Origin of the sequence: Algibacter miyuki (assembly GCF_030409805.1) — a bacterium.
Classification (GTDB): Bacteria; Bacteroidota; Bacteroidia; order Flavobacteriales; family Flavobacteriaceae; genus Algibacter; species Algibacter miyuki.
On record NZ_JAUFQP010000013.1, the window covers coordinates 154,712 to 167,789 of the forward strand.

The following is a 13,078-nucleotide window of genomic DNA, read 5'->3' on the forward strand; positions in this document are numbered from 1 at the left end:
ATAATATTTTTGGTGCTGCAATATAAGAATTAAAGCTTACACAACAAGCAATTTTTTACATTTTAACCAAAAAAACATGTATTTTATCTTGTTTTTATGCATTACATCGATGTTTTAGATCGAATTTCTGCCTTTTATTTTGGTAGATTGTGTTCTATAAACGGATGTTTTAGTAATTTATTATTGTATTTTTGAAGTTGTGTAAAAAAATGTGTAATTTTTGATACTAACTCTACGTTTACGACGTTAATTTAACGATGAAAAAAATAATATTCTTACTTTTATTTATTTATTCTTTTATAGGTGTTGCTCAGCAGAAGGTATTTACCCTCGATTGGGAAGATTCTCAAAAAATATCGGCAGGTAATTATACTCTTGAAATTCCGGGTTTTAATGAAGCTTGGAGCCATTTCGATTTCGACACCGGATTACAATTCATTTCACAGTGGGAAATTTCAACTTCAATAAACGAAACTTCAGTTACTATCACCCAAGTAAGGTATAGTAATATCAGTTTAAAGGAATTAAAAGATTTAGAACTTAATAAAATTCCGAAGCAATTAACGTATACATTAAAAAATACCAATGCACGAGGTAAGCAGTTTGCCATGTTGCAAATGTCTCCTATTATAAATGATAATGGGGTGTTTAAAAAAGTAACGCAGTTTCAGGTAAACTATACCAATGGGTTTGCACGCCGTGGCACATCATTAAATAAAGCTTTAGGAACTAAGGAAATTTCGAATTCAGTATTAGACAAAGGAGAGTGGTTTCGGTTTTATGTTGATACTACTGGTGTGTTTAAGCTAGATAAATCATTTTTGAGTCGCTTAGGCGTTAACGTGAATAACATTGATCCGAGAACTATTCGGCTTTATGGAAACGGCGGACGCATGATTCCTTTTAAAAATAGTGAAAGCTATCCTTTTGATGTTCAAGAGAACGCGATAAAATTTATAGGTGAAGAAGATGGCGTTTTTAACGATTCCGATTATATCTTATTTTATGCACAAGGCCCTAATGGCTATAATGCGGAAAGTGATACCAATATTAATTGCTACACCGATAAAACTTATTATTACATTAATACCGGTTTGGGCACGGGAAAAAGAATTTCTGCATTTACACAACCTTCAGGCGCTATCGATTTAAACATCAATACATTTCAAGCTTATACGTATCACGAATTAGACGAAGAAAATATCGTATTACTCGGAAGGCGTTGGTTTGGTAATCGTTTTGATGTTGAAAATATTCAAAATTTCGAATTCGATTTCCCAGATTTAATAACCACAATTCCTGTAAATTTAAAAGTGTATGTGGCGGCTGTATCTTCTGGTTCTACTAGCATGTCTATTAGTGTTAATAGCACGCAATTGGGCACTTTAGGTCTTAATGGAATTAATGATCCTGCTTTGGCGGACGATGCTACTTATGTGAATAATATAATGGTATCAGATTCGAAAATTAACGTGGAATTAAATTATAATAATCAAGGCGATCCGAGTGCTTTGGGGTATCTAGATTATATTTCTGTTGAAGGAACTCGGGCTTTAAAATTTCAAAATACACAATTAACGTTTAAAAATAGAGTTGTAGAATCGGCTTCTGGTATCGGGCAATACACCATTGAGAATGCTTCTAAAGTTTCTGAAGTTTGGGATGTTTCTGATATTTATAATGTGACTAATTTTGAAAACGCTTCCGCGGAAGAAAACTTGATATTTAATGCGACATTGGGGACTTTAAAAACCTATGTAGCGCTAACGCCTTCGGATTATTACGAGCCAAAGTTTGATAATAAAACAACGCTTAGTAATCAGAATATTAAAGGAACTATTTTCTTGAATGATCAAAATGAATTTCAAGATGTAGATTATATTATAGTGACACCCGATAATATGCGGACTCAAGCTGAGCGTTTAGCTCAAATTAATAAAACGCAGTATAATTTGAATGTGAAAGTCTTAGGTTTAACCGAGATTTATAATGAATTCAGTACCGGAAATCCAGATATTGGAGCTATTAGAAATGCGGTTAAATATGTTTATGACAATGCTAGCTCTGATGAAAATAGACTAAAATATTTATGTTTGTTTGGCGATGGTTCTTTCGATTATAAAGATAGAATTCCCAATAACACCAATGTTATGCCGTCTTGGCATTCATACAATAGTTTTAATCTTACCAATTCCTTTGTGTCTGATGATTTTTATGGCATGATGGACGAGGATGAAGGTACCATGATTACCAGTGATAAATTAGATATTGCCGTGGGACGGATATTGGCTGATACGCCTGAGCGCGCAAAGCAAATGGTAGATAAAATAGCATCGTATTATGTTAAGGAAGCCGTTGGAAGTTGGAGAAACAATGTAGTGGTTATTTCTGATGATGTTGATGAAGATTGGGAAGGGATTTTAGAAAACACAACCGATAGTATAGGTAATGTTATAAGTAGAGAAAAACCATTTTTAAATGTTGTAAAAATCCATACTGATGCCTATCAACAAGAATCATCAGCCGGAGGAAATAGATATCCACAAGTGACCACAGAAATTGTAGATGCCATTGATAATGGCGCGTTAGTAGTAAATTATTTTGGTCACGGAGGTGAAGATGGGTTAGCACAAGAACGTATTTTAACGCATACTGAAATTGAAGCCTTACGTAATTATGGAAAGCTAAACTGTTTTGTAACAGTAACCTGCGAGTATACCAAATTCGATAACCCATATAAAGAAACTGCTGGTGAAGCAACCTATTGGAACGAACAGGCTGGAGCCATTGGTTTAATTTCTACCACGAGGCAGATTTTTGTGAATTTTGCGATTAATTTTAATAATAATTTAGGGCAGTATTTATTTTCATTTGCTGACGATGATGCTTTTGAAGACTATGAATATCCTTCTATGGCAGAGGCGTTAAGGCTGACCAAAAATAATCCGCTAATTTCTAACTCTAGTCAAAGACGTTTAATATTTTTTATTGGAGATCCAGCCATGAAATTGGCTTTTGCTAAACCAAATGTAGCGCTAACTAAAATTAACGATGTGCCGCTAGCAACTGTTACCGATACGCTCAAAGCATTAAGCTACGTAAAGCTTGCTGGGCAAGTAACCGATGTTTCCGGAAATCTTTTAAGTGATTATAATGGCACGCTTTCTACTACTATTTACGATAAAAATATAGATCGTGAAACCTTGGCAAATGATGGTGTTAGATTGAACGGAAGCCTCGTTAAATTAGAATTTTCTACACTTGGAGAAATTATTTTTAGAGGACAAGCTTCAGTAAAAAATGGCGAATTCGAATTCGATTTTATTGTACCTAAAGACATTGGTATTCCCGTGGGCTTTGGTAAAATTAGTTTTTATTCAAAAGATGAAGCTTTAGAAAGTAACCAAGCGGGTTCAAGTGTTGGTACGGTTAAAATTGGAGGTTTAAACGAAGATGCGCCTGCCGATAATATCGGGCCTGTTATTTCGTTGTATATGAACGACGAAAACTTTGTTACAGGTGGTATAACTAATGAATCTCCCACGTTGTTAGCAAAAATGGAAGATGAAAACGGGGTAAATACAGCTAGTGGTATTGGACATGATATTGTGGCTATTATTGATGGTGATGAAACCAATCCGGTGGTGCTAAACGATTATTACCAAACGGAAGTCGATGATTATAAAAAAGGTGTTTTAAGTTATCCATTTAGAGATTTAGAGCCTGGTTTGCATACCTTAACACTTAAGGTTTGGGATGTTTATAATAATTCGTCAATTGCTGAAATACAGTTTATTGTTCACGATAAAGATGAGGCTTTGGTTGTTAATAATGTTTTAAATTACCCAAATCCGTTTGTTAATTACACAGAATTTTGGTTCAATCACAATAGTTCCGAGGCTTTAGACGTTTCTATACAGATATTCACCGTATCTGGGAAGCTAGTACGTACCTTAAATGGACAAACAGCTTCGGGGTTTAGCGTGACCAGTTCATTATCTAGAGATATTATTTGGGATGGTCGTGACGATTTTGGTGATAAAATCGGGAAAGGAACCTATATTTACAAACTGAAAGTACATTCTAACTTGCTGAACAAAACAGTAGAAAAAATTGAAAAACTAGTAATTCTCTAAAAAAAAATATATTTTGCAATCAAATTTTTTAATTCATGAAAACTAAACTATTGTTATTATTAACACTTGTCCTTGTTGTAAAAACAAATGCTCAAGAAACGACTGTAATCATACCAAATGAAACAGATTCTCGGGCGATTACCACAGGAATCCCCTTTTTAATGATTGCTGCAGATGCTAGAGCAGCAGGTATGGGGGATATGGGAGTAGCGACTTCGGTAGATGCGTTTTCTCAACAATGGAATTCTTCAAAATATGCTTTTTCTGAAAGTAAAATGGGAATAGGTGTAAGTTATACACCATATTTAAGTAAGCTAGTAAACGATATTTTTTTAGGAAATGTAAGTTATTTTAACCGTATTGATGAGCGTAGTGCTTTTGCTTTCAGTTTACGATATTTTTCATTGGGAGATATTGAGTTTCGCGATAATGCAACCGACGATCCTAGAATACAAAGACCAAGTGAGCTATCTTTAGATGGATCTTACGCCTTGCGTTTGTCTGACGAGTTTTCCATGTCTGTAGCCATGCGTTATTTACGTTCGGATTTACGAATTGAAGGTGTTGATGGAGATGCTACCGCGGCAAATACCTTTGGGGTAGATATTTCAGGATACTATCAAGGTGAAGAAGAAGCTTATGCTGATTTTAATGGCCGATGGAGAATGGGGTTTGCTATCCAGAATATTGGACCTAAGTTTTCTTATGATGATGGTGCTACAAACGATAGTTTTCAGCCCACTAATTTACGCTTAGGAGCTGGTTTCGACTTTATATTTGATGATTATAATAAAATTGCAGTAACTGCGGAAGTTGCTAAATTATTAGTGCCAACGCCTCCAAGATTGGGAACAGAGATAGTTTTTGAAGATAATAATGATGACGGTGTTTATAATGAAGATGATGGCGATGTTTTAATTAGTGAAACTGATAATGTAATTTATGAAGGGCAATCTAATGATGTTGGATTTATGGCTGGCATGTTTCAATCTTTTGGAGATGCTCCAGGTGGATTTAGCGAAGAGATAAAAGAGTTTACTTACTCGTTAGGCGCAGAATATGTGTATCAAGATTCATTTGCTTTTAGAGCAGGTTACTTTAACGAAAGTGAAGAAAAAGGCGCTAGAAAATTCTTTTCTTTAGGAGCTGGTTTTAGTGCTAATGTAGTCGATATTGATTTATCGTATTTGTTTTCAGCATCTAAAGTGCAAAGTCCATTAGAAAATACTCTACGTTTCTCTTTAACTTTCAATATAGATAAAGGCGCTTATCGCGAGTATTAAAACATAAATAAATTTATAAAACAAAAAGACTACTCGAACAGGGTAGTCTTTTTTTGTTTTGTACTAAATAGGTCTATAAACCTTTATATTTTTCAATGGCTTCTCTAATTTTTTCAATACGATTGTCTGGGTCAGGATGTGTACTTTGAAACTCAGGAACGCGATTTGGACCAGCTGCGGCTTTTAATATTTCCATTACTCCAATCATTTCTTCTGGGTTGTAGCCCGCTTTAAGCATAAAACGTACGCCCAATTCGTCGCTTTCAAGCTCATCGTCACGTCCATTAGTTAATAAGGTGTTTTGCCCAATACCGCTTACTACGCTTCCCATATCGGCACCTACCGATCCGGCTGTGGTTAAGCCTTGCCAATATTCACTCTCAGCAATACGTTCGGCACTATGACGGCCAAGAACGTGTCCCACTTCATGACCTAAAACGCCTGCTAACTGATCTTCATTTTTCAATTGAGAAAATAAAGCATAAGTAATAAAAATTTGCCCACCTGGTAATGCAAAAGCATTAATTGTATTAGGGTCTGCCAATAAATGAAACTCGTATTTATAAGGTGTTTCTTGAGCAATACTGTTATTTACTAATTTTTGTCCTACATTATCTACCAAGGCTTGGTACTGTGTGTTTTCGTGTAGTCCGCCATGTTGTTGTGCCATTTGCGGAGCGCTTTGCAAGCCTATAGCAATCTCTTCGTTAGCATTCATAGATATAGTTTGCATTCTACCAGTATATGGGTTTTCTTCCCGTTGACTACAACGTTTAAAAACAAAAAATAAGGCAATGGCTGCGCCGATTAATAATCTGACTTTTAGGTTTTTTCCTCTCATAATCCGTCGGGTTTATTGGTAATAAAATTACAAAATAATAGCTATATAAATATAGACACGTATTTTAAGTATCAGTCACTTGCTGTAAGTTTTTTAATTAAACGCGCTTATACATTACAAAATGTGGTCCGATATCTGAAATATTAAATGGTTTTCCAATAGTTTTGTAGCCATTTTTATTGTAGAATTTTACAGCTACTTCGCGAGCATTACACCATATTAGTTGTGTGCCTTTTTTTATTAAAATGCTTTCGCTGGCTTGTAGTAATTTATGACCAATACCTAAACCTTGATGTGTGTTTAAAACTGCCATACCGCGCAATTGGTATTGAATAACTTCAGAGTGTTTAGTATTATTTTTTTTCAGAAAAGAACAAACGCCTATGATGTCATCATTTGAAAAGATGCCAAAATGTAAGGTAGTTTCAAGATTGTCGCCGTCAAAAACGCAAGTTTCAATTGGTTTTCCAGGGCGTAACACAGGGTGACGCACAGCGTGCGTTTCTTCAGCAGGAATCTGTTTAACGGTATAATTTGTGTGTTTCATAAAATCAAACTTAGCTAAAATATTTATCTTTACTAAAAAAAAGAATAATGTCTTTCACATATAAAATCATTGAAAAGGAAAACATCGATTTGGTGATTCCTTTAGTTCAGAAATTAAATAATAATCAAGTTTCTGATGCTGTTTTAAAAATACGTTTTTCTGAAATGGTAACGCAAAATTACGAATGTGTAGGTCTTTTTAAGGATGAAAAACTGATTGGAATATGTGGTTTATGGTTTTGTACACGTCATTATTCGGGGCGAAGTGTTGAGGTAGACCATGTTTTTATAGACGAAAAATTTCGAGGACATGGTATTGGTAAGCAATTTTTCGAATGGATTTATAATTATGTAAAAAATAAAGGTTTTGAAGCTATAGAGCTAAATACCTATGTATCAAATCATGGCTCTCATAAATTTTATTTTAATGAAGGTTTTAAAATTTTAGGATATCATTTTTTGAAAAAAATATAAGATTTATTTGGAAAAAGAAAGATATAGTTCGTATGTTTGCACCCGGAAATGCGAGAGTAGCTCAGTTGGTAGAGCGTCAGCCTTCCAAGCTGAATGTCGCCGGTTCGAACCCGGTCTCTCGCTCAAAAAGCTTCATAGAAATATGAAGCTTTTTTTATGTCTTAATTTTTCAATTTGTCTTTTTTCCGAAGAAATACTGAAAAGTTTTAAATCTGTCTGAAAAGATGTGCTTCACTCATTTATAGTTCAAGCTATTTTAAATTATTAAGCGATGTTTCGCTGTCAACTTCATAAGGTGTTTTATTGTATTCAAATACACGAGCTGGTAATGTGCCTTTTAGTATAATTTCGTCTCCCGATACTTCCAGCCAACTACCTTCGCGCAAGCCAACAACCGGATTGGTATTAAAGTTATGAAACTCTTTAATGCGTGTTTCACGCGTTTCCCCCATGTGTGTGCTTCCTGTTATAGGGTCTAAATAATGCGGATTTATATTAAAAGGCACCAAACCTAAAGCATTAAAACTTGGCGGATAAATAATAGGCATATCGTTAGTGTTTTTTATAGTTAAACCACAAATATTACTTCCTGCACTGGTGCCTAAATAAGGTGTGCCGCTGTTAATTGCAGCTTTTAAAACACCTATAAGGTTGTTTTTGTAAAGTTGATTGATAAGGACAAAAGTGTTACCGCCACCAACAAAAATCGCTTCGGCTTGTTTTATGGCTTCTGTTGGGTTTTCAAAAGTGTGCAGTCCGGTAACGGTTTTGTTTATTTTAGCAAAAGCGGTTTCTACGGTTCTGGTGTATGCGTTGTGGCTTATACCACCTGGTCTGGCGTAAGGAATAAACAGGATGTTTTTGGCATCTTTAAAATACGTTTCTAGATGGTCTAATAAATATTCTAAATACCCCGATCCGTGTATGGTAGATGTGCTAGCAATTATTATGTTTCTCATGGATGTCTCGTTTTGTGGTAAAACTAAATAAATTTATGTTTTTTGAAGGAATTTTTTCCTGTTTTACTTGAAAAGTAATCGGTTAAACCGTATTTTTAATAAAAATCAATTATGAAAAACACATTAATATTACTTGTTTGTTTTATAGGTAGCTTGGCATTTTCTCAAGATTATCAACGCTTTAATGTTGAAGGAAAAATAATCGTTGAAAGCAATGATATTTCTGGTATTACCGTGCTTAATGCATCATCTGGAGCAGGAACAATTACCGATGATAATGGTGGTTTTACACTTGCGGTAAGACTTAACGATGTTATTGAGGTGAGTGCTTTACAGTTTCAAAACATTAAATTTAATGTGAATGAGTCCATTATGGGGTCACGGAAAATGAAAGTGTTTTTAATCGTGGAAATTAATAAGTTAGATGAAATTGTACTGAATCCGCAAAAACTATCGGGTAATTTGGTGAAAGATATGGAAGTAGCCAAGCCTTTTGAGCCTAAGTTAGATGCCCTTTATTTCGGGATTAAGCATAAAGAAGAATTTGAGTTTGCTAAAGATTACAGTACTAAAACTGTTACTGAAACGGGACATAGGCAACATTTAGCCATGATTAATGGATTGAATATTATCAATGTTGTAGACCAATTATTACTGCCGTTATTTAGGTCGAAAGTAAAAAATAAAAAAGAGATAGGAATCCCAGAAGTACCTATCGAGACTATTAAGTATTATTTCGGATCGGGGTTTTTGGTTGATAATTTCGATATCCCAGAACACCGTGTGGAAGAGTTTATCCATTATGTGCAACGCGACGATTTCGATTATTCTTTGCTTAATCCGGGGAAAGAAATGGTGTTTTTAGAACTGCTTCATAAAAAAAGTATCGCCTTTTTAAAGTAGAGGATGGTTTCCGTTTCTTACATTTTTTAACAAAACATTAAATTGACTTTTTAATTTCTTTAAGAAGTTTAGACCGTTATTAGTGCTTTGAAAACTCAAAGTGTGAAACTAAAACTACTTTTCTTATTGATTTTAACGTCCAAATGTATCTATAGCCAAACTATAGAAATTATTGGTAAAGTAACTAGCATTAGCGATGTTGAAAACATTCATGTTATCAATAATACGGCACAAGCGTTTACTATTACCGATAAAAATGGCGAATTTAAAATTCCCGTAAAATTTAACGATACACTAATTTTTTCTTCCATTCAGTATAAACTGAAGGAGGTGGTTGTTACGCATCAAATGCTTTTAAATCAGGCTGTTTTGGTAAAACTTGACGAGCAAATTAACGAACTAAAAGAGGTGGTTATTGGGCGCATATTAACGGGTAATTTGTTGAAAGATATAAATAATTTACAAGGAGAACGACCTGTGAATTTTTTCGATGTTGGCATTCCTGGGTACACAGGTAAAATAGCCACGCAAAGCGAAAGGCGGCTAAGTGAAGCTGGCGGTTTTAATCCCAGTTTAGGGAGTTCAGGCTACGGTTTAGGTGGCTCGATTGGTTTTACACCTATTATTAATGCCATTACTGGGCGTACAAAAATGCTTAAAAATAGGGTGAAACTTGAAGAAAGGGAAGTGCTCATGCAAAAGATAAAACGCAACATAGCTAAAGATTTTTTTGCTTCAAACCCTATGGAAGAGGAGTTGAAAATGGATTTTTTATACTTTTGTGCCGACGATGTTAACTTTATAAAATATTGTAAAAATCAAACCGATTTTAAAGTGCTCATTTTCTTAAGAGTGAAATATAAACAGTACATGGAAAATAGAGATTAAATATTGTTTTTTCAAACTGATAAAATAAAATGATGACTTCGGAATGCTTTTTGAATTCCAATAAACCATTACTTTAGCAAAAAATCAAACTGAATGAATCGTTTAAAAATATTTTTTTTACTTACTGCAATCACCTTTTTTTCGTTTACTACCGTTCATAAATATTACATCAGTGTTACCCAAGTTGAATTTGTAAAAGAGAAGCAATCGGTTCAAATAATTTCAAGACTTTTTATTGATGATTTTGAAACTGTACTACGAAATTCTTACGGAGAAAATATTACGTTAGCCGGAAAAAATGAGCCAGATTCTGTAAATGAATACATGTTTAAGTATTTGAAAGATAATGTTTTGGTTTCTATAAATAAGAAAAAGGTTTACTTCAAATTTATAGGAAAAGAATACGATGGCGATATTGTGCGTTGTTATCTTGAAATTGAAAATATTTCTGACATAAAAGCGTTTGAAATTTCCAACAAACTACTGTTTGATGTGTTTAATGAACAACAAAATATTGTAAAAACGAAGATAAACAGCAAACAAAAAAGTGTTATTCTTACAGAGGAAAATAATACCGCATTGTTATATTTTGACTAATTAAAGGTTAAATGACTGTAAAATTTATTATTTTCGAGCGTTTTAGTTTTAATAAATTATTTTTTTAGAGCTAAAACGTGAAAATTGTTAAACCTTATTTATCGCTAGAATGAGAATCTTAAAGTATTGTTTCCTATCCGTAATTTTTATTTCCACAAGTATTTTTGCCCAAGAATCGGCCGAACCTAAAGAACAAGGTCATACCGATCAAAACAAATTTAGACAAATGAAGGATTTGTTGGCTACACCCAACGAAACCAGAACAGCATCTGGAGCTCCAGGCTATCAATACACCCAACAAAAGGTGGATTATGTTATGGATATTCGTTTAGATGAAAATAAAAGTCAAATTTTTGGTGACGAAAAAATTACGTATCACAACAATTCTAAAGATCATTTGCAATATTTATGGGTGCAACTCGATCAAAACATGCGCGCTAGAGATTCTAAAACACCAGATACAAAAAGTGAAAGCTTTAGAGCACCATTTGCAGGTGTAGAGAATTTTACCAAAACAAATTTAAAAAAGAAATTTGATGGTGGTTTTAATATTGAATCTGTGAAACATGATAATGGATCGGATGTCTCTTATACCATAAACCAAACCATGATGCGTATTAATTTAGATAAACCCTTAGCGCCTGGCGACGAGTTTAAATTCGAAATTAAATGGTGGTATAATGTAAACGACCACGTTAAAGATGGTGGACGTTCTGGTTACGAAGCATTCCCTGATGGCAATAATACATATGTTATTGCTCAATTTTTCCCAAGATTATGTGTTTATGATAATGTAGAAGGTTGGCAAAATATGCAATTCTGGGGCAGAAGTGAGTTTGCTTTAGAGTTTGGAGATTACGATGTAAAATTAACAGTACCTGCCGATCATAAAGTGGAAGCTACGGGAGATTTACAAAACCCTAAAGATGTTTTAACTAAAGAACAAATTAAACGTTTTGAAGCGGCAAAAAAATCATTTAAAGATCCTGTTTTTATTGTAACACAAGAAGAAGCAGAACAAGCAGAAAAGCAACGTAGTACAGAGTTTAAAACTTGGCACTTTAAAGCAGAGCAAGTTAGAGATTTCGCTTTTGCTTCGTCAAGAAAATTTCTTTGGGATGCTATGGCTGTAGATATTAATGGTCGTTCAGTAATGGCAATTTCATTATATTCTAAAGAAGGAAACCCGCTATGGGAAGAGCATTCAACACGTGTTGTAGCAAATACTTTAGAAGAGTATTCTAAATTAACTTTCGATTATCCTTATAATAAAGCGGTTTCTGTACATGCAGAAATGGGAATGGAATACCCAATGATTTGTTTTAATTACGGGCGTCCAAAACCAGATGGAACATATTCTGAAAGATTAAAAAGAGGTATGATTGGTGTAATTACTCACGAAGTTGGGCATAACTTTTTTCCAATGATTGTAAATAGTGATGAGCGTCAATGGACTTGGATGGACGAAGGTTTAAACTCTTTTGTTGAAACTTTGGCTGAGCTGGATTACGATCCAAACTTTATCACAGGAAACTTACCAAAAGATATTGTGCCTTATATGGGCGGCGATCAAAGTAATATTTCACCAATTATGTCGCAAGGTGATTATGTACATCAATTTGGACCAAATGCCTACACAAAACCGGCTGCAGCATTATATATGTTGAGAAAAACCATTATGGGGCCAGAATTGTTCGACTATGCGTTTAGAACGTATTCGCAACGTTGGATGTTTAAACACCCTACACCAGCCGATTTTTTCAGGTCTATGGAAGATGCTTCGGCAATGGATTTAGATTGGTTTTGGAGAGGTTGGTTCTATACTACAGACTTCACTGATATTGGTGTTAAAAATGTAAAAGAATATTATTTAACTGATAAGCCAACAGAGAACGCCAAAAAAACAGCGGCTCGTTATAAAATGAATTTAGAAGATTATCAAGGGAGACTAATTTATTATGCTGAAGCTGAAAATGGTGTAATTCCTGAAGATGCTAAAAGTGCCTCAGACTTTTCAGTGCTAAATGATTATTTAGAAAGTTTATCATCTGAAGAAAAAGCCGAATTATCGGCAGCTCCAAAACACTTTTACGAAGTTGTTTTTGAAAAACCAGGAGGATTAGTAATGCCGATTATTTTAGAAATTACTTATGAAGATGGTACGAAAGAGAGAAAACAATATCCAGCAGAAATATGGAGATACAATGAGCATGAAGTGTCTAAAGTATTTAAAACGGATAAAGCAATAACAAGTTTTTCTATCGATCCAGATTTAGAAACTGCTGATGTAGATACATCTAATAATGTATGGCCAAGAAAGGAAAATAACACCGCTTTTGACCAGTTTAAAGAAAAAATAAAGTAAGTGATTAATAGCAAATCCAAACTTACTAAAGCCGGCTTATCTAAGTCGGCTTTTTTTTGTGCTTATTCTAAATTGAAATATTACGT

At 34.2% G+C, this 13,078-nt stretch carries 10 protein-coding genes and 1 tRNA gene; 8 read left to right on the forward strand and 3 right to left on the reverse strand.

Translation table 11 applies throughout. The features are described 5' to 3' along the window. Positions 1–257 precede the first annotated feature (257 nt). Positions 258–4,136, forward strand: a complete 3,879-nt coding sequence (porU, locus tag QWY92_RS12900; protein WP_290271931.1) for a type IX secretion system sortase PorU — start codon at positions 258–260, stop codon at positions 4,134–4,136. Between the two features lie 35 nt (positions 4,137–4,171). Continuing rightward, a complete protein-coding gene (porV, locus tag QWY92_RS12905) occupies positions 4,172–5,419 on the forward strand; it encodes a type IX secretion system outer membrane channel protein PorV (protein ID WP_290271934.1) in 1,248 nt (415 codons plus the stop codon). Positions 5,420–5,492: 73 nt separating this feature from the next. On the opposite strand, the gene QWY92_RS12910 is transcribed toward porV, so the two are convergent. Together QWY92_RS12910 and QWY92_RS12915 are read right to left on the reverse strand one after the other, a co-directional pair. Then, positions 5,493–6,260, reverse strand: a complete 768-nt coding sequence (locus QWY92_RS12910; protein WP_290271936.1) for a M48 family metalloprotease — start codon at positions 6,258–6,260, stop codon at positions 5,493–5,495. Positions 6,261–6,357: 97 nt separating this feature from the next. After that, positions 6,358–6,807, reverse strand: coding sequence for a GNAT family N-acetyltransferase (locus tag QWY92_RS12915; RefSeq protein WP_290271938.1), 450 nt, complete (start codon positions 6,805–6,807; stop codon positions 6,358–6,360). Between the two features lie 47 nt (positions 6,808–6,854). On the opposite strand from QWY92_RS12915, the gene QWY92_RS12920 reads away from it, so the two are divergent. Further along, entirely contained in the window at positions 6,855–7,280 is a 426-nt protein-coding gene (locus tag QWY92_RS12920; protein WP_290271940.1) for a GNAT family N-acetyltransferase, read from the forward strand. A gap of 50 nt (positions 7,281–7,330) precedes the next feature. Continuing rightward, positions 7,331–7,403, forward strand: a tRNA-Gly gene (locus QWY92_RS12925). 128 nt (positions 7,404–7,531) lie between these two features. On the opposite strand, the gene pepE is transcribed toward QWY92_RS12925, so the two are convergent. Further along, complete coding sequence (gene pepE / locus QWY92_RS12930) at positions 7,532–8,239, reverse strand: dipeptidase PepE (protein ID WP_290271942.1); 708 nt, start codon at positions 8,237–8,239, stop codon at positions 7,532–7,534. Positions 8,240–8,350: 111 nt separating this feature from the next. On the opposite strand from pepE, the gene QWY92_RS12935 reads away from it, so the two are divergent. From QWY92_RS12935 to QWY92_RS12950, 4 genes are all read left to right on the forward strand, one after another. After that, positions 8,351–9,142, forward strand: a complete 792-nt coding sequence (locus tag QWY92_RS12935; RefSeq protein ID WP_290271944.1) for a hypothetical protein — start codon at positions 8,351–8,353, stop codon at positions 9,140–9,142. A 102-nt stretch (positions 9,143–9,244) separates the two neighbouring features. After that, complete coding sequence (locus QWY92_RS12940) at positions 9,245–10,030, forward strand: carboxypeptidase-like regulatory domain-containing protein (RefSeq protein WP_290271946.1); 786 nt, start codon at positions 9,245–9,247, stop codon at positions 10,028–10,030. A gap of 93 nt (positions 10,031–10,123) precedes the next feature. Continuing rightward, positions 10,124–10,627, forward strand: a complete 504-nt coding sequence (locus QWY92_RS12945) for a DUF6702 family protein (protein WP_290271948.1) — start codon at positions 10,124–10,126, stop codon at positions 10,625–10,627. Positions 10,628–10,736: 109 nt separating this feature from the next. After that, the gene (locus QWY92_RS12950) at positions 10,737–12,992 is read left to right on the forward strand and encodes a M1 family metallopeptidase (protein WP_290271950.1); all 2,256 of its coding nucleotides are present in this window, start codon (positions 10,737–10,739) and stop codon (positions 12,990–12,992) included. Positions 12,993–13,078: the final 86 nt, after the last annotated feature.

Coding starts and splice junctions, on each gene's coding strand:
- porU (WP_290271931.1), top strand. CDS start 258: ATGAAAAAAATAATATTCTTACTTTTATTTATTTATTCTTTTATAGGT.
- porV (WP_290271934.1), top strand. CDS start 4,172: ATGAAAACTAAACTATTGTTATTATTAACACTTGTCCTTGTTGTAAAA.
- QWY92_RS12910 (WP_290271936.1), bottom strand. CDS start 6,260: ATGAGAGGAAAAAACCTAAAAGTCAGATTATTAATCGGCGCAGCCATT.
- QWY92_RS12915 (WP_290271938.1), bottom strand. CDS start 6,807: ATGAAACACACAAATTATACCGTTAAACAGATTCCTGCTGAAGAAACG.
- QWY92_RS12920 (WP_290271940.1), top strand. CDS start 6,855: ATGTCTTTCACATATAAAATCATTGAAAAGGAAAACATCGATTTGGTG.
- pepE (WP_290271942.1), bottom strand. CDS start 8,239: ATGAGAAACATAATAATTGCTAGCACATCTACCATACACGGATCGGGG.
- QWY92_RS12935 (WP_290271944.1), top strand. CDS start 8,351: ATGAAAAACACATTAATATTACTTGTTTGTTTTATAGGTAGCTTGGCA.
- QWY92_RS12945 (WP_290271948.1), top strand. CDS start 10,124: ATGAATCGTTTAAAAATATTTTTTTTACTTACTGCAATCACCTTTTTT.
- QWY92_RS12950 (WP_290271950.1), top strand. CDS start 10,737: ATGAGAATCTTAAAGTATTGTTTCCTATCCGTAATTTTTATTTCCACA.